The organism is Microtetraspora fusca, assembly GCF_001570365.1.
GTDB classification, from domain to species: domain Bacteria; phylum Actinomycetota; class Actinomycetes; order Streptosporangiales; family Streptosporangiaceae; genus Microtetraspora; species Microtetraspora fusca.
The window spans coordinates 325,311-342,652 of the sequence record NZ_BBYK01000039.1 but is presented as its reverse complement, the minus strand read 5'-3'; the positions used below and the strand labels follow the sequence as shown (position 1 = coordinate 342,652).

Genomic DNA, 17,342 nt, shown 5'->3' with positions numbered 1-17,342 from the left:
ATGGCTTCCCGCAACCTCCTGCTCGAAAGCGAGCTGCGCCGCCGCGTGGACGGCGAGGTCAGGTTCGACGACGGCAGCCGCGCGCTGTACTCCACCGACGCGAGCAACTACCGGCAGGTGCCGGTCGGCGTGGTCGTCCCGCACACCGTGGAGGCCGCGGTGGAGGCGGTGGCGGTGTGCCGCGAGCAGGACGTCCCGGTGCTGTCGCGCGGCGGCGGCACCAGCCTCGGCGGGCAGTGCTGCAACGCGGCCGTCGTCATCGACTGGTCCAAGTATTGCGACCGGGTCGTCGAGTTCGATCCCGATGCCAAGAGCGTGACGGTCGAACCGGGCATCGTGCTCGACACGCTCAACGCGCGCATCGCCGAGCACGACCTCATGGTCGGGCCCCGGCCGGCGACGCACGACCACTGCACGATCGGCGGGATGCTGGGCAACAACTCCTGCGGCTCCACCGCCCAGGCGTTCGGCAAGATGTCCGACAACGTGCTCGGCCTCGACGTGCTGACGTACGACGGCGACCGCTTCTGGGCGGGGCCGGGCGGCGGCGACGGCGTGCCCGCGCAGATGACCGCGCGGCTGCGCTCGATCGCCGAGCGGTACGGCGAGGAGATCCGGCGTCGATTCCCGGCCATCCCGCGCCGGGTCTCGGGATACAACCTCGACGCCCTCCTGCCGGAGAACGGCTTCGACCTCGCGAACGCGCTGGTCGGGTCGGAGTCCACTCTGGTCACGATCCTGCGGGCGCGGATGCGGCTGGTGGACCGGCCGAAGGCGCGGGCGATGGTCGTCCTCGGCTATCCGTCGATCTTCGAGGCGGCGGACGCGGTGCCCTCGATCCTGCCGCACAAGCCGCTCGTCCTGGAGGGGCTGGACGACAAGCTGATCGGCTTCGAGAAGCGCAAGCACCTCAACGCCGAGGCGCTGCGCCTGCTGCCCGAGGGCGCGGGATGGCTGATCGTCATGTTCAGCGGGGACACCCAGGACGAGGCGGACGCCAGGGCGCGGGACCTGGCCGAGGAGCTCGGCCACGCCGTGCGCTTCTTCGACGACCCCCGGCGCGAGGACGAGCTGTGGCAGATCCGCGAGGCCGGCCTCGGCGCGACCGCCTGGGTGCCGCTCGAACCGGACACCTGGCCCGGCTGGGAGGACTCCGCGGTCGCCCCGGAGGATCTCGGCTCCTACCTGCGCGATCTGCACCGGCTCCAGGAGGAGTACGACTACGCCGAGGCGTCCTCGCTGTACGGACACTTCGGGCAGGCGTGCGTGCACACCCGGATCCCGTTCGACCTGGTCACGGCCGAGGGGATCAGGAAATATCGGGAGTTCGTGGAGCGGGCGGCCGACCTCGCCGTCTCCTACAACGGCTCAATGTCCGGAGAGCACGGCGACGGCCAGGCCCGCGGCGAGCTGTGGCCCACCATGTTCGGCACCGAGCTCATGCCGGCGTTCACCGAGTTCAAGGCGATCTTCGACCCGCACGAGCGGATGAGCCCCGGGAAGCTGATCCGCCTCTCGGGTGACGAGCCGTACCGGATGGACGAGAACCTGCGCCTGGGCACCGACTACGCGCCGCCCCACCTCGACACGCACTTCGCCTATCCGCACGACCGGGGCTCGTTCGCGCGGGCGGCGCTGCGCTGCGTGGGCGTCGGCAAGTGCCGCCACGAGAAGGGCGGCGTCATGTGCCCGAGCTACCGCGCGACCCGCGAGGAGAAGCACTCCACCCGAGGCCGGGCCCGGCTGCTGTTCGAGATGGTGAACGGCGGCGTGATCGACGACGGCTGGCGCTCCGAGGCCGTGATGGACGCCCTCGACCTGTGCCTGGCCTGCAAGGGCTGCAAGAGCGACTGCCCGGTCAACGTGGACATGGCGACGTACAAGGCCGAGTTCATGGCCCACCACTACGCCGGGCGGCTGCGCCCGCGCGCCCACTACTCGATGGGATGGCTGCCGGTGTGGGCGCGGCTCGCGGCGATCGCGCCCGACCTGGTCAACTTCGTCACCGGGACGCCTCCGCTGGACGCCCTGGTCAAGCGCATCGGCGGCATCGCGCGGGAGCGGGCGCTCCCGCCCTTCGCCGCCGCCAGGTTCAGCCGGTCCTACCGCCGCCGGGGGCCGCACGGCGACGGCCACCGCGGCGAGGTGCTGCTGTGGCCGGACACCTTCACCGACAACTTCCACCCGGAGGTCGGTGTGGCCGCGGTCCGGGTCCTGGAGCGGGCCGGGTTCACCGTACGGCTGCCGCGCGCGGCGGCGTGCTGCGGCCTGACCTGGATCTCCACGGGGCAGCTCGGCGTCGCGCGCAAGGTGATCGAGCGGACTCTCGGGGTGCTCCGCGAGGAGATCAGGGCGGGGCTCCCGATCGTCGGCCTCGAACCGTCCTGCACGGCCGTGTTCCGCGCCGACGCCGCGGAACTGATGCCGAACGACCTCGACGTCAGGCGGCTGCGCGACCAGACGCGCACTCTCGCCGAGCTGCTGGACGAGCACGGCGTGGAGCCGCCCCCGATGGACCGCGATGTCGTCGCGCAGCCGCACTGCCACCAGCACGCGGTCATGCGGTTCGACGCGGACCGGCGGCTGCTTGAGGCGGCCGGGGCGCGGCTGACCGTGCTCGACGCCGGATGCTGCGGGCTCGCTGGGAACTTCGGGTTCGAGGACGGCCACCACGCCGTGTCGATGGCGTGCGCCGAGGACGCACTGCTGCCCGCGCTGCGCGCCGCCCCGCCGCACGCGCTCGTCCTCGCCGACGGGTTCAGTTGCCGTACGCAGATCGAGCAGGCGCAGATCGGGCGGCGGCCGATCCATCTCGCCGAGGCGCTGGACGAGGCATGGCGGGAGGCCGTCTCCGGCGCGCTGCCCCGGCAGGCGCGGCGGCCGGAACCGGTGCCGGCGGATCGGACCCCCGGCTCGCGATGACGCCGATCCGGAGCCTGCGCGCGACCGCCTACACCGTGCCGACCGACCGGCCGGAGGCCGACGGCACGCTGGCCTGGGATCGGACGACCGTCGTCGTGGTCCAGGTCACCGGCGGCGGGCAGAGCGGCCTCGGCTGGACGTACGGCGCCGCCGCGTGCGCCGCGGTCGCCCACGACGAGCTGGCCCCGGTGATGATCGGCCGGAACGCGTTCGACGTGCCCGGCGCGTTCCAGGAGATGGTCCGCAAGATCCGCAACGACGGCCGGCCGGGCGTGTGCGGGTACGCGATCTCGGCGATCGAGACCGCGTTGTGGGACCTGAAAGCGCGGCTGCTCGGCGTGCCGCTCTGCGTGCTGTTCGGCCAGGCGGTCGACGGGGTGCGCGTCTACGGCAGTGGCGGCTTCACCACCTATCCCCACGCGGTCCTGGCCGAGCAACTCGGCGGCTGGGTCCACGACCAGGGGATCCCGCGCGCGAAGCTCAAGATCGGCGAAAGCCGGGGCACCCGGGAGGAACGCGACCTCCAGCGCGTACGGCAGGCCCGCGAGGCCGTCGGCGACCACGCCGAGCTGTACGTCGACGCCAACGGCGCGTACACGCCGAAGCAGGCGATCCGGATGGGCCGGGCGATGGAGGAGTGGGACGTCCGGTGGTTCGAGGAGCCGGTCACCTCCGACGACATCGCGGGCCTGCGCCGGGTCCGCGACGCGGTGCGCGCCGACGTCGCGGCGGGGGAGTACGGCTGCGACCTGTACACCTTCCGGCGGCTGACCGGCGTGGTCGACTGCCTGCAGATCGACGTCACCCGGTGCGGCGGGATGCTGGAGTGGCGTCGGGCCGCCGCGCTCGCCGCCGCGCGCGGCCTCGACGTGTCCGGGCACTGCGCGCCGCAGCTGCACCTGCACGTCGCGCTGGCGACGCCGAACGTCCGGCACCTGGAGTGGTTCCACGACCACGTCAGGATCGAGTCGAAGTTCTTCGACGGCTTCCGTGAACCGGTCGAGGGCGTGCTGCGGCCCGACCTGTCCCGTCCCGGCCTCGGCCTCGATCTGCGGGAGGCCGATGTGGCGAGGTTCCGCACCGGAGGCGCCGATGCCGCAGGCGATTGAGGACTACGCGCTGATCGGCAACCTGCGCACCGCCGGGCTGGTGGGCCTGGACGGGTCGATCGACTGGCTGTGCCTGCCCCGGTTCGACTCGGGCGCGTGCTTCGCCTCCCTGCTCGGCCACCCGGGACACGGCCGCTGGCTGCTCGGCCCGGCGGGCGGGGGCCGTGTCGTACGGCGGGCCTACCGGGAGGACACGCTGGTCCTGGAGACGGAGTACGCGACCGGCGACGGGCAGGTGCGGCTGACCGACTGGATGCCGCTGCGCGACGGCGAGGCCGAGATCGCGCGCCGGGTCGAGGGGGTCCGCGGGCGGGTGCGGCTGCGCTGCGAGCTCGTCCCCGCCTTCGACTACGGACACATCGTGCCGTGGCTGCGGCGGGAGGGGCGGCGGGTGCAGGCCTTCGCCGGCCCGGACACGCTGACGCTGACCTGCGACGTCGAGCTGTCCCTCGCGGACGGGCGGCTGTGCGGGGAGTTCGAGCTGTCCGAGGGGCGCGCGGCCGACTTCCACCTCGTGTGGACGCCGCTCGGGCGGGAGCCGCGGCGGCCGGACGACCTCACCCGCTCGGTCGAGGAGACCACCCGCTGGTGGCGCGACTGGGCCGGCCGGTGCGCGTACGAGGGGCCCTACCGGGACGCGGTCGTGCGTTCGCTCATCACGTTGAAGGCGTTGACGTACGCCCCGAGCGGCGGGGTGGTGGCCGCACCGACCACATCGCTCCCCGAGCGGATCGGCGGCACGCGCAACTGGGACTACCGCTACTGCTGGATCAGGGACGCCACCTTCACGCTCAAGGCCCTGCTCGAAGGCGGCTACGCCGAGGAGGCGGTGGCCTGGCGCGACTGGTTGCTGCGCGCGGTCGCCGGCCGTCCCGAGCAGATGCAGATCCTTTACGGCGTGACAGGGGAGCGGCGGCTCCTCGAGATCGAGCTGCCGTGGCTGCCCGGCTACGCGGACTCGGCGCCGGTGCGCATCGGCAACTCGGCCACCGACCAGCTCCAGCTCGACATGTACGGCGAGCTCATGGACGCGATGCACCAGGCCAGGCGGTACGGCATGGCCCCGGACGACCGCGCGTGGGAGGTCCAGCGCGACCTGCTGGAGTTCCTGGAGTCCAACTGGCGGCGGCCGGACCGGGGGATCTGGGAGATCCGCGGGCCGTGCCGCCAGTTCACCTCCTCCAAGGTGATGGCGTGGGTGGCCGCGGACCGGGCGGTGCGGGCCACCGAGCGGCTCGGGCTGGAAGGCCCGGTGGACCGGTGGCGGCGGCTCCGCGAGGACATCTTCACGGAGGTCTGTGCCAAGGGGTACAACGCCGAGCGCCGCACGTTCACGCAGTATTACGGCGGAAAGGATGTGGACGCGGCGCTGCTGCGGATGGCGCCCGTGGGTTTCCTCCCCGCGGACGACGAGCGGATGCGCGGCACCGTGGCGGCCATCGAGTCCGAGCTGGGCCATCAGGGCCTGCTGCGCCGCTACGACAGCGACTCCGGGGTGGACGGGCTGCCGCCCGGCGAGTCGGCGTTCCTCGCGTGCAGCTTCTGGCTGGCGGACAACTACCTCCTGCAGGGCAGGGCCCGCGAGGCGCGGGCCCTCTTCGAGCGGCTGATCGCCCTGCGCAACGACGTGGGCCTGTTGTCCGAGGAGTACGACCCGTACGAGGGGCGGATGACCGGCAACTTCCCGCAGGCGCTCTCGCACATCCCGCTGGTCGGCACCGCGCTCGGCCTCGCCTCCCAGGCGCCGTCCTGAAACAGGTCAGGAGACGCCGAACCGGGGCCCGGCGCCGAGCGCCGGACCCCGATGGCATCCCTTTTTCCCTAGGAGCTCATCCCTAGGTCGTGCTTCCCTGACGGGCGGAATCACCCGATGGGGGAACTAGACGATCGAACCCGACCAGACGTTGGCGGCCTGCTTGTAGACGCCGTACGTCTCCCCGTCGAAGTACGGGGACATGCTGGTGTCGATCCGCTTGTTGCCGTCACGGTCGGCGACCGCGATGGTCACGCCGTTCAGGTAGCCGAGGCGGCGGTTGTTCTTGTAGTTGAGCAGCCACGCCGAGCCGAGGGAGCCCTCACCGGTGAAGGAGGACTTCACGGCGACCAGTTCCTCGGCCTTGATCGCGGGAGCCTTGGCGGCGAACGTCTTGCCGTAGCTCCACTTGAGGGTCTGGCCGGTGTAGGCGTGGTTGCCGTCCGGGTGCGACCCGCTCGGGTAGCCGAAGACGTAGACGTTCTTGCCGAGCTTCTGGTTGTAGGCCAGGCCCTGGCCGCCGACCTGGTCGCCCAGGCGGCCGACGTTGGAGACCGCGCGGACGTAGTAGTGGTCCTTGTAGTACTTCTCCTGGGTGCTGGTCTTGATCCACCGCTTGAGGAAGTACTGCTTCTTGTACGCCTCGATGTAGCGCTTGCCGCGCTCCACCTTGAGGTCGCCCAGGAAGTTCTTGTCGTGCTTGAGCTTGTGGTACTCGATCATGGAGATCCGGGTCCACACGTCGCTCTGGTGGCCGCACCAGTTCGGGCACTTCTCGCCGTTCTTCATGGCGTTGGTGCCGCCAGGGGCCGCCTTGTAGGTCTTGGCGTCGACCTCGACGGCGGTCAGCTTGATGCCGTCGATGCCCTTGGTGTAGTACTCGTCGTGCTTGGCGTGGCCGTCGGCCGGCGGGTCCACCTCCACGCTCTCGGGGTCGAGCGCCTTCTTCCAGTACGGCCCGCCCTCGGTGTACTTCGCGGCGAACTCGGCGGCGCTGACCTCCTCGGAGAGGATCTGCTTGTCACCGGTGTAGGCGTCGTAGGTCTTCTTGTCGACTTCCTTGTCACCGGCGAGCTGGATGCCGTTGTAGACCGTCACGAACGCGTAGTCGCGGTCGCCGTCCTCGTAGACGTCGTAGTCGTAGTGCGTGAACGCCTGCTTGCCGACGTAGATGCCCCACGGGGTCTTGCCCTGGTAGTAGCCGGGCACGAAGACCCACTTGTCGAGGGTGGCCTTGTTGCTCTTCGTGTCGTACACACAGTGGCCGGCGGTGGCGACCAGGTTGCGGTACTTGGACTGCACGGAGGTGGCGGTGCACCAGTGCGGCTGGTTGTCCGCCCCGAGGAAGAACACCTTGCCGGTGGTCTTCGGAAGGTTGACGTTCTTGGACTTCGAGGACGACTTCTTCTCGTCCCCGATGGCCGGAACCGTGCCGGGCTTGCTGCTCTTGGACGGCCCGCCGGTGGAGATGTGCTTCGCCGAGACCGTGGTCTCGACGTTGTACGGCGTGGCCTGCTTCAGCATCTGCGCCGACCAGAAGAAGGCGACCTGCTGTGCGGCCTGCGAGGTGCCGGCCAGCGTCTCCTTGACGCTGTAGCCGCCCGCCTGGGCCGGAGAGGCCACCAGGCCGGCGGCCAGGAGGCCGGTGAGGGTTCCGCCGATGGCGAGGGTGCGCTTCAAGGGAAAAGCTCCTTGGGCTGTCGTGGGACGTCATCTGCGCCCCATCCGTCAGTTAAGGACAGGTCAAGAACCTACAAGCCGCACCAACTCCCCGTAAGGCGGTTTGAGGTCATCATTTGCGCAGGTCGGACGAGTGACCGTTTCGTTACCCAAAAGACGATCAAAAGGAGACAATGCCGTTTGACCTGGTCAGACGGCAAATTTGGCCGCGAACCATGACCGGCGGGACGCCCTCAAGTCAGGACGTGGAATGTGACGCAGATCACAGAAGGAAGATGGCACGGATTCGGCTCTGGGATCGTCTAAGTCGGCCTCACTCTCGACGATCATCCCTGAACCGGCTCCACACGAGACGGGTGATGGTTGCGCACCAGACTCGGCCACACACAAAGAGTGACCGAATCGAGGCGCTCGACAGCGCACCGGCCTGCAGGGGGAGAGAGCTAGGCTCCGGCCTCCGCCGGGGCGACGTCCGGCGCCTCCGGCCCCGGCTCCTCGCGCGGCGCGCGCAGATTCCGTACGCCGGGAGACAGCAGCGCGAGCAGGGAGACCACGGCGACGATCGCCGCGCAGCCGAGCAGCGCCGGGCGCGGACCGATCGAGATCGCCGCCGGCCCGGCCAGCATCAGGCCGACCGGCCCGAACATCAGCGAGCCCAGCGCGTCATAGGAGCTGACCCGCGACAGCGCCTCCGGCGGCACCTCCCGCTGCATGGTGGTGTTCCACAGCACGCCGAAGATGTCGAAGCAGACGCCCATCACGACCGCGGCGGCCACCACCGCCCACAGCGGAGCCGCCGCCCCGAGCAGCAGGTACGGCAGCGCCGTCGGCAGGGTGAGCAGGGTCGCGACCAGGATGGGTCGGCGTGGCCGCAGCCGAAGGGTCACCAGGATGCCGGCGATCATGCCGACGGCCTCACCCGCGAGAACCGCGGACCAGGCGGGGGCGCCGCCCAGGCTCTCCTTGGCGACCAGCGGGCCGAGGACGCCGTGGGCCGCCTGCATCGCTATGACCAGGATGGAGAACTGCGCGACCACCACCCACAGCCACTGCCGGGAGCTGAACTCACGCCAGCCGTCGCGCAGGTCGCCGAGCACCGAGTGGCGTTCCGCGGCGACGCGTTCCGCCGAGGTGAGGCGCAGCGCGGCCACCAACGTGGCGGCCACGGCGAACATCGCGCCGCTGACCGCGAGCGACCAGCCGGCCCCGATCAGGACCACCGCCGCGCCGCTCAGGACGAGCCCGGCCACCCGCGAGATGTTGGTGCCGAGCCCGAGCAGGGCGTTCGCCGTCTGCAGCCGCTCGGCGGGGACGACGTCGGGCACGATCCCGGTCAGCGCGGGGAAGAAGATCGCGGTCGCGACGCCGCTGACGGCCGCCGCCGTCACCAGGCCGGGGATCGGCGTCCAGCCGGTGAGCATCATCATGGCGAGGCAGCAGTACGCCGCGGCGTTGAGCCCTTCGCCCACCATCATCACGCGGTTCCTGGGCAACCGGTCCGCGATGACGCCGCCGACGAGCATGAACGCGACCATCGGCAGCGCCTCGGCGGTGAGGACCACCGACAGCGTGGTCGGCGTCGCCCCCGGCAGCGCGAGCACGCCGAAGGCGAGGGCGACGGGCGCGAAGCTACTGCCGAGCACCGAGATGGTGCGCGCGGCGAGCAGCAGGGCGAAGCGCCGATCCCGCAGCAGGACGAGATCATGACGGACACTGTGCACTGCTGCTCCTCGCCTGACGCCCCCGGACCTGATCCATGGTGCCGGTCCGGGGCCCGCGCTGTCGCTTCATTTAGGCCCGGCTCGCACGGATCGGCGGCGGGTGTGGCCGCCCGGGGAAAGGGCAGACACAGCTCCTCCGGGGGCTACTGCCGCTGCGCGCTCTTCATCTCCGTCACCCAGTCCACATAGTCGGCGATGTTGGCGCGGAACGCGGGCGTGTCACATCCCCGCCCTGTGATGATCACGTCCTCGACCCGGGTTGGCAGGCCGTAGCCCTCCCAGTCGAACGAGCAGATATCGCGTGATGTCCATCGGGACGTCCGCTCCGCCGCCCCTCACGGCGTTTCCCGGGCGGGCGTTCCATATCTCGGCGCTATGGATTTTTGGAAGGTACCCGCCTTCGCGCTCTCGGTGTCAGCTTTACGCAGCCCACATTGTGGTCCCCCTCACCCCCCTCCAGAGGAGTCACGAGAGTGAATCCCAAGATCAGGCCCGGTGTCGTCGCCGTGCTGGCGACGGCTGTGGCCGCCGCCTCGCTGGCCGCGGCACCGGGCGCCTCAGCCTCGGCACGGACGTGGTCCGTGCCGGCCGGATCGAGCCCGGTCGGTTCCGCGCTGGCCGGTTCCGCGCTGGCCGCGTCCGCCGCCGACCCCTCACCTGCCTTCAGCCCGCCGAGTACCGACGAGCGCAAGCGGGCGATCAGCAGCGCGGGCAGCGCGCTCCTCACCGACGCGACGGCGCTGCACACCTCCTCCGACGACGCGTTCCAGCTCGAGCGCTCGGTCGCCGGCAGCCAGGGCCTCCAGTACCTGACCTACCGGAGGACACACCGGGGCCTGCCGGTGTACGGCGGCGACGTCGTGGTCGCGACCGACAAGTCGGGCCAGGTCGTCCAGACCGTGACGACCGGCCAGCGCGCCACCCTCAAGATCGACCCCAAGAGCTCGGTCACCGCGAGCGAGGCCACGACCACGGCCAGGGCCAAGCTGTCCGTCGTCGAGAGCGTGGGCGAGCCCACCCTCCTCGTGCACGCGATCGGCGAGCGGCCCCGCCTCGCCTGGGAGGTGGTCGTCACCGGCGCCACCGACAAGGGCCCGAGCGTGCTGCACGTCTACGTGGACGCGAGGGACGGCTCGGCCTTCGACTCCTGGGACGAGGTCAAGGGCGGCACCGGCAACAGCAACTACAACGGCTCGGTGACGTTCAACACCTCCGGGTCCGGCTCGTCGTACTCGATGACCGACACGACGCGGCCCGGGCTCCGGTGCGGTGGCCAGGGCGGCACCGCGTACACCAAGTCCACCGACACCTGGGGCAACGGGTCGGGCACCGACCTGGAGACCGCCTGCGTCGACGCGATGTTCGCGGCGCAGAAGGAATGGGACATGTTGCGCGACTGGCTCGGGCGCAACGGTTTCAACGGCTCCGGCGGCGCCTTCCCGGCCCGGGTCGGCCTCAACGACGTCAACGCGTACTGGAACGGCAGCTACACCAACTTCGGCCACAACCAGGCCAACAACAAGCAGGCGACGCCGATCGACGTGGTCGCCCACGAGTACGGCCACGCCGTCTTCCAGTACTCGGGCAGCTCCCAGCAGAGCAGCAGCAACGAGGAAGGCGGGCTGAACGAGTCGACCGGCGACATCTTCGGCGCGCTGACCGAGCACTACGCGAACGAGCCCGCGCCGTACGACACACCGGACTACCTGGTCGGCGAGGGGGTCAACCTCACCGGCACCGGGCCGATCCGCAACATGTACAACCCGAGCGCCCTCGGCGACCCCAACTGCTACAGCGCATCGATCCCGAGCACCGAGGTGCACAAGGCGGCGGGCCCGCAGAACCACTGGTTCTACCTGCTGGCCGAGGGCAGCAACCCCGGCGGCGGCAAGCCGACCAGCCCGACCTGCAACAGCACCACCGTGGCGGGCGTCGGCATCCAGAAGGCCGGAAGGATCTTCCTGGCCGGCCTGAACACGAAGACGGCTCCGTGGACGCACGCGAAGGCGCGGGTGGCCACGCTGAACGCCGCCAAGTCGCTCTTCCCGGGAAGCTGCGTCGAGTTCGACGCGACCAAGGCCGCCTGGGCCGCGGTGAGCGTACCCGCGCAAGCCGGTGAGCCGACCTGCACGGCCACGCCGGGCAACGACTTCTCGGTCTCGCTCAGCCCCTCGTCGGGGACGGTGCAGCCGGGCCAGTCGGTGACCGCGACGGTGACCACCGCGGTGACGGGCGGCAACGCGCAGTCGCTCACGCTCAGCACCCGCACCCCGCTGCCGAGCGGCGTGAGCACGTCCTTCTCGCCCTCGACGATCAACTCCGGGCAGTCCTCGACGCTGACGATCAGCACGTCGTCGAGCGTCGCGAACGGCACTTACCCGCTGACGGTCGTCGCGACCGGCGCGAGCGGCACCAAGGAGACGGCGTTCTCACTGGTGGTCGGCGCCCCCTCGACCGGGGCCCCGGACATCGCGGTCGCCAACGTCACCGCGCACCTGAACCAGCTCCAGTCGATCGCGACCTCCAACGGCGGCACCCGCGCCTCCGGTTCGGCGGGCTACACGGCCTCGCTGAACTACGTCAAGGGCAAGCTGGACGCCGCCGGATACACCACGCGGATCCAGAACTTCACCTACAACGGGGCCACCCACGCGAACCTGATCGCCGACTGGCCGGCCGGCCCGACCGGCCCGACGGTGATGCTGGGCGGCCACCTCGACAGCGTGAGCGCCGGCCCCGGCATCAACGACAACGGCTCCGGCTCCGCCGCGCTGCTCGAGGTCGCGCTCACCCTGGCCTCCCGTAACCCCACGCTCACCAAGCACGTACGGTTCGGCTGGTGGGGCGCGGAGGAGCAGGGGATGCGCGGCTCCACCTATTACGTGCAGAACGGCGGCGCCACCGGTGTCGAGTCCTACCTGAACTTCGACATGCTGGGCTCGCCCAACCCGGGCTACTTCGTCTACAAGGACGACGCCGCCATCCAGAAGGTCTTCACCGACTACTTCACCTCGATCAACGTGGCGACCGAGCCGGAGACCGGCGCGGACGGCCGTAGCGACCACGCGCCGTTCAAGAACGCGGGCGTCCGGGTCGGCGGCCTGTTCAGCGGGGCCGAGGGCGTGAAGACCGCCGCGCAGGCGCAGAAGTGGGGCGGTACGGCCGGCCAGGCGTACGACTCCTGCTACCACTCGGCCTGCGACCGCTACCCGGCGAACGTGAACACCACCGCGCTCGACCGGAACAGCGACGCCGTCGCCGCGGCACTGTGGAAGCTGGCGGTCAGCGGCACGTCGGTCCCGACCGACGACTTCGCGCTCTCGCTGAGCCCGTCGTCGGCCTCCGTCCAGGCCGGCCAGTCGGCCACGGCGACCGTCGGCACCCAGGTCACCAGCGGAAACGCGCGGAGCGTCACGCTGTCGGCCAACGCGCCCTCGGGGATCACCGTCTCGTTCAGCCCGTCCACGGTCACCGCCGGCCAGTCCTCCACGGTGACGATCGCCACCTCGGCGACGACCACGGCGGGCACGTACACGATCACCGTCAACGGCAACGGCACGGCGGCCAACCACTCGGCGACGTTCACGCTGACCGTCGGCGGCGGGGGGCAGGGCGACACCTGGGCGCCCTACACCACCTACGCCGCGGGCGACGTGGTGACTTACGGCGGCGTGCGGTACCGCTGCCTGCAGGGGCACACGGCGCTGCCCGGCTGGGAGCCGCCGCTCGTCCCGGCGCTCTGGCAGAAGATCTGATCGGGTGAACGGTGGGCGGCCGCGGGGAGCCGCCCACCGTTTCACTCTCCGAATCTGAAATGTCACGCTCCAAAATGAAATCAGTCTGTATTTCGTGACACAGCTTGATTGCACAGACAACTGAAGCGCCGTACTTTCCGGCTATGGATCTCGAGCTGCGTCACCTCAAAATCGTGACCGCGGTCGCGGAGGCGGGAAGCATCACCAAGGCCGCCACGTTGCTCGGCCTCGCCCAGCCCGCGCTGACCGCGCAGCTCAAGCGCATCGAGCGGACACTCGGCGGCGCCCTGTTCGAGCGCGACCGCTACGGCGCCCGCCCCACGCCCCTCGGGGAGCTGGTCCTGAGCAGGGCCCGCGTGGTCCTGCCCGCGGTACGGGAGCTCCAAGAGGAGGCGGTGCGGTTCGCCAACACGTACGACGGCATCACCTGCTTCCGGATGGGCGCCACCAACGGGCCCATCCTCGGCGGGCTCGTCGCCCGGCTGACCACCACCTGGCCGGAGACCCCGGTGAACACCTACACCTCGTGGTCCGCGCGGGAGCTCACCGGGATGCTCGTCACCGGCCGGCTGGACTTCGCCATGGTGGGCACCTGCGGCGAGAGCCCGCCACCCGCCGGCGACCCCGTGGTGTGGAGCACCGTCGGCACCGTCCCGGTCTTCGTGCTGCTGAGCGAGGACCATCCGCTCGCCGACGCGGACGAGATCGAGCTGAGCCAGCTCGCCGACGAGAGCTGGGCGGTCACGCCGGGGGACGGCTGCTTCGGCGACTGCTTCGCCGCCGCGTGCGCCCGGGCCGGCTTCACCCCGGCCACCATGTACGAGACCGACCTGGCCACCTGTATCTACCTCGCGCAGCTCAACCGCGCCGTCGTGCTCTGCCAGGCCACCTTCCAGCTCGTCCCCGGCATCGTCATGGTGCCCCTGGCCGGAGCGCCGCTCCACTGGCGGCAGCGGATCGGCTGGCACGCCGACGCCCCCGCCGCCCGGGCCGCGCCCATGATGATCGACCTCGCCATGGCGGCGCATGACGATGCCGTACAGCGCAGCCCGCGATGCGCGGAGTGGCTCAGAGCGAACCCGCAGTTCCACGCCATTCCATAACACCGAGACAGGGGTAAAGAGGTAGATACTCCGCGGATGTGATGGCCGTTACCTTGAGGGCGTCCCCACCCCCCAAGGAGAAACGTCATGCTCCGCATCCGACACTCCGTTCTCGCGGGATGCGCCCTCACCGTCGCCGCCCTGGCGTTCCCCGCCACCATGGCGGCCGCGCAGCCCGCGACCTCTCCCCAGGGGCCGGCCGCCGCCCAGCCGGCCCCGCAGCCGCCGCCCGGCGTGGCCGAGGCGATGCAGCGCGACCTCGGCCTCAGCGCGGAACAGGCGCAGACCCGCCTCGCCAACGAGCAGCGCGCCGGCCAGACCGAGGCGTCGCTGCGCGCCCGGCTCTCCGACAGCTTCGGCGGCTCCTGGCTGAACGGCCCCACCGCCTCCCTCGTGGTCGCCACCACCGACGCGAACGCGGTGCCCGGCATCGTCGCCACCGGAGCCGAGGCCAAGGTCGTCCAGCACTCCCTCACCGCGCTCGACGGCGCCAAGGAGGCCCTGGACCGGGCCGCGGCCAAGGCGCCCCGCACCGCCCCCGTCTGGTACGTGGACGTGCGGACCAACAGCGTCGTCGTGCTGTCCTCCCAGCCCGCGAAGGCTGAGGCGTTCGTCGCCGCCAGCGGCGCCGACCGCTCCCTCGTCCGTGTGGAGCAGTCGGCGGAGCAGCCGCGGACGTTCTACGACCTGCGCGGCGGCGACGCGTACTACATCGGCAGCGGCACCCGCTGCTCGATCGGCTTCCCGGTGACCCGTGGCACCACGCAGGGATTCGTCACCGCGGGCCACTGCGCCGTGGCGAGCTCCACCAGCGGCTCCAACCGCGTCGCCCAGGGCACCTTCCAGGGCTCGTCCTTCCCGGTCAACGACTACGCCTGGGTCGCGGCCAACAGCAGCTGGACCGCGCAGCCGTGGGTGTACAGCAACGGCGCCAACCTCCCCGTACGCGGCGCGAACGTGGCGATCGAGGGCGCGTCCGTCTGCCGCTCCGGCTCGACCACCGGCTGGCACTGCGGCACCGTGCAGCAGCGCAACAGCAGCGTCACGTACCAGGAGGGCACCGTCTACGAGGTGACCCGCACCAACGTATGCGCCGAGCCCGGTGACTCCGGCGGTTCCTTCATCTCCGGCGACCAGGCCCAGGGCGTCACCTCCGGCGGCACCGGCAACTGCAGCAGCGGCGGTACGACCTACTTCCAGCCGGTCGGCGAGATCCTCTCGACCTACGGCCTCACGCTGAAGGTCGAGGGCGGCGGCGGGAACCCCAGCCCCAGCCCCAGCAACCCGCCCGGCGGCACCACCTGGCAGGCCAACACGTCGTACGCGGCGGGCGCCACGGTGACCTACGGCGGCGTCACCTACCGGTGCCTCCAGGGGCACACGTCGATGGCCGGCTGGGAGCCGCCGAACGTGCCCGCCCTCTGGCAGCGGGTCTGATCACGAACCGGCCGGTGCCGGCCGCCGCGTGACCTGCGACGGCCGGCCCCGCCACCTGGTACCGACAACGGTTCGAACAGCGAGGACCATCATGACGATCGACGCCATCGGCCACCTGGAGCGACTCGGCACCGAGCTGGAGCAGCGGCGGTTCGCCGTGCGCGTGCGCGCCCGCGGGAGCCACGCCATGCTCAACATCACCAACGTCGCCGCCCCCGCCCTGGCGGAGAGCGTGTTCACCGCCCCGGACGAGGAGGGCGCCCTCTGGTTCTGGTTCCCCTGGCAGACGCGCATCGGGCCGGTGGCCGACATCGTCGCGGCGGCCGACCGCATCGAACGGGTCCTCGCCGAGGTCGGGCGTCCCGGCCCCGCCCCCGCGGCCCCCTGAACCGCCGGCGCGGTCGCACGCATGACATGCCGGGGCCGGGGTAGGCGTGGGCGGCCGAACCGGTTGCGACAAGTCGAGGAGATACCGTGGCCACCGCTGATCCCGTCCATGTGAGCGAGACCCTCTCGGCCTTCCCGTATCCGGGGACCCGGGAGCAGCTCGTCCGCTTCGCGGAGCGCATGGGAGCGGACGAGAGCGTCGTGACGGCACTGACCCTGTTGCCCGCAGGCCGGTACGCCAACTCTGCCGAGGTCATGCGCGCGGTCGCCGGGGACGACACCGGCCCCGGGCACTGATCGCGCCTGCCCGGCCCGGGGGCGCCGGGCAGGCAGGATCAGACGGGCGCGGCCGCCGCGACCACCGGCAGGCGCACCGTCTCTCCGCGGGCGACGTAGCGCACGCGGTCCGAGAGGCCGGCCTGCTCCACGCGGCGGCGGAAGTCGTCGAGGGGCGAGGTGAACACCTCGTAGTCGTCGTAGTGGATCGGAACCGCGATACCGGGGTCGATCAGGCGGAGCCAGTCCATCCCCTCACGTCCGTCCATCGTCACCAGCATCCCGAGGATCCTCGTTCCTCCCAGATGGACGATCCCGAGATCGATGCCGGGACAGCGCCGTGGAATCTCGGCCAGCTGGGGGACCATCAGTGTGTCCCCGCTGATGTACAGCCGCAGGTTCACCCGGTCGCCGCGGCAGAACTCCAGCAGGCTGCCCATGACCGGAGGCAGCAGCGCTCGCGCCGGCCCACGGGCGTGCCGGGCCGGCAGCGCGGTGATCCGCAGCGTCCGGCCCCCGTCGCCCCGGATCAGATGCCGCTGCCAGGTGTCCATGCCGCGCGCCCGGCCGAACCCCTGCCGTACGAGGCGACGCGCGGCGTGCCGGGTCGTGATGATCGGCAGATCCCGATCCAGTCTCCGCCGGGCCACCCGGTCCCAGTGGTCGCCGTGCATGTGCGACAGCACCACGGCGTCCAGGGCGGGCAGCTCGTCGACGTCGATCGCCGGATCCGTACGCCGCCGCGAGCTCAGGCCGTGGCCGAGGTAGGCCCGCTGGCCGCGATGAAGGAAGTTGGGGTCGGTCAGCAATGTGAAGCCGCCGCACCGGATCACGGTGGTGGCGGTGCCGACGAAGAACACGCTCACGTCGTCCATATCGGTCATGGCTCCTCCGATTCCCGCGTCTCCGATCTCCTGCTACGCCTGATCCGGGCCCAGATGACGACCAGGTCGATCGCCGCGACCAGGGCGATGAAAGCGGCGATGCCCGACTCCACGGCCCAGACCGCCGCTCCCGTCACGCTCGCGAGCCACCCGAAGAAGACGGCGGCCGCGAGCGCGATGGGCAGCGCGATCCCCGAGAGGAGCGCCCGGGCGCGAAGCGCGGAGCGCGCCTCCAGCGGCTCGGTGCCTCGTCGCTTGCCCCACATGACGTCGTCCCCTTCCCCCGGAGGTGGCGGGAACACCCGGCACAAGCGT

12 protein-coding genes are annotated in these 17,342 nt (G+C 71.1%); 8 read left to right on the top strand and 4 right to left on the bottom strand.

Features of this window, described 5'->3' with window-relative positions; genetic code table 11:
- From AWQ68_RS04625 to AWQ68_RS04615, 3 genes are read left to right on the top strand one after another with little or no spacing between them, the layout of a single operon-like run.
- Positions 1 to 2,922, top strand: coding sequence for an FAD-binding and (Fe-S)-binding domain-containing protein (locus tag AWQ68_RS04625; protein ID WP_066935086.1), 2,922 nt, complete (start codon positions 1 to 3; stop codon positions 2,920 to 2,922).
- On the top strand, positions 2,919 to 4,031 hold the full coding sequence (locus AWQ68_RS04620) for an enolase C-terminal domain-like protein (protein ID WP_066935622.1): 1,113 nt from the start codon (positions 2,919 to 2,921) through the stop codon (positions 4,029 to 4,031). Before AWQ68_RS04625 ends, AWQ68_RS04620 begins: the two co-directional genes overlap by 4 nt.
- Positions 4,015 to 5,784, top strand: a complete 1,770-nt coding sequence (locus tag AWQ68_RS04615) for a glycoside hydrolase family 15 protein (RefSeq protein WP_066935083.1) — start codon at positions 4,015 to 4,017, stop codon at positions 5,782 to 5,784. The genes AWQ68_RS04620 and AWQ68_RS04615 overlap by 17 nt, the downstream gene beginning before the upstream one ends.
- Before the next feature lie 126 nt (positions 5,785 to 5,910).
- Here AWQ68_RS04615 and AWQ68_RS04610 read toward each other — a convergent pair whose 3' ends face one another.
- Both AWQ68_RS04610 and AWQ68_RS04605 read right to left on the bottom strand, forming a co-directional pair.
- Positions 5,911 to 7,464: a trypsin-like serine peptidase gene (locus AWQ68_RS04610; RefSeq protein WP_066935080.1), complete on the bottom strand. Its 1,554-nt coding sequence runs from the start codon at positions 7,462 to 7,464 to the stop codon at positions 5,911 to 5,913.
- A gap of 443 nt (positions 7,465 to 7,907) precedes the next feature.
- A complete protein-coding gene (locus AWQ68_RS04605) occupies positions 7,908 to 9,185 on the bottom strand; it encodes an MFS transporter (RefSeq protein ID WP_066935077.1) in 1,278 nt (425 codons plus the stop codon).
- 473 nt (positions 9,186 to 9,658) lie between these two features.
- Between AWQ68_RS04605 and AWQ68_RS04600 the strand changes: the two genes are divergently transcribed.
- The 5 genes from AWQ68_RS04600 (at position 9,659) to AWQ68_RS04580 (ending at position 16,164) form a co-directional block, all read left to right on the top strand.
- Positions 9,659 to 12,940: a M28 family peptidase gene (locus AWQ68_RS04600; RefSeq protein WP_084463639.1), complete on the top strand. Its 3,282-nt coding sequence runs from the start codon at positions 9,659 to 9,661 to the stop codon at positions 12,938 to 12,940.
- Between the two features lie 143 nt (positions 12,941 to 13,083).
- The gene (locus AWQ68_RS04595; protein ID WP_066935075.1) at positions 13,084 to 14,043 is read left to right on the top strand and encodes a LysR family transcriptional regulator; all 960 of its coding nucleotides are present in this window, start codon (positions 13,084 to 13,086) and stop codon (positions 14,041 to 14,043) included.
- Positions 14,044 to 14,130: 87 nt separating this feature from the next.
- Entirely contained in the window at positions 14,131 to 15,480 is a 1,350-nt protein-coding gene (locus AWQ68_RS04590) for an alpha-lytic protease prodomain-containing protein (protein ID WP_066935072.1), read from the top strand.
- A 91-nt stretch (positions 15,481 to 15,571) separates the two neighbouring features.
- A complete protein-coding gene (locus AWQ68_RS04585) occupies positions 15,572 to 15,868 on the top strand; it encodes a hypothetical protein (protein WP_245655741.1) in 297 nt (98 codons plus the stop codon).
- Positions 15,869 to 15,954: 86 nt separating this feature from the next.
- Positions 15,955 to 16,164: a DUF2795 domain-containing protein gene (locus tag AWQ68_RS04580; RefSeq protein ID WP_066935069.1), complete on the top strand. Its 210-nt coding sequence runs from the start codon at positions 15,955 to 15,957 to the stop codon at positions 16,162 to 16,164.
- 38 nt (positions 16,165 to 16,202) lie between these two features.
- Here the strand turns inward: AWQ68_RS04580 and AWQ68_RS04575 are convergent, their stop codons facing one another.
- Both AWQ68_RS04575 and AWQ68_RS04570 read right to left on the bottom strand, forming a co-directional pair.
- Positions 16,203 to 17,027 (bottom strand): MBL fold metallo-hydrolase, encoded by an 825-nt coding sequence (locus tag AWQ68_RS04575; RefSeq protein ID WP_084463638.1) that lies wholly within the window; start codon positions 17,025 to 17,027, stop codon positions 16,203 to 16,205.
- On the bottom strand, positions 17,024 to 17,293 hold the full coding sequence (locus tag AWQ68_RS04570) for a DUF6343 family protein (protein ID WP_066935063.1): 270 nt from the start codon (positions 17,291 to 17,293) through the stop codon (positions 17,024 to 17,026). Before AWQ68_RS04570 ends, AWQ68_RS04575 begins: the two co-directional genes overlap by 4 nt.
- Between the last annotated feature and the right edge of the window lie 49 nt (positions 17,294 to 17,342).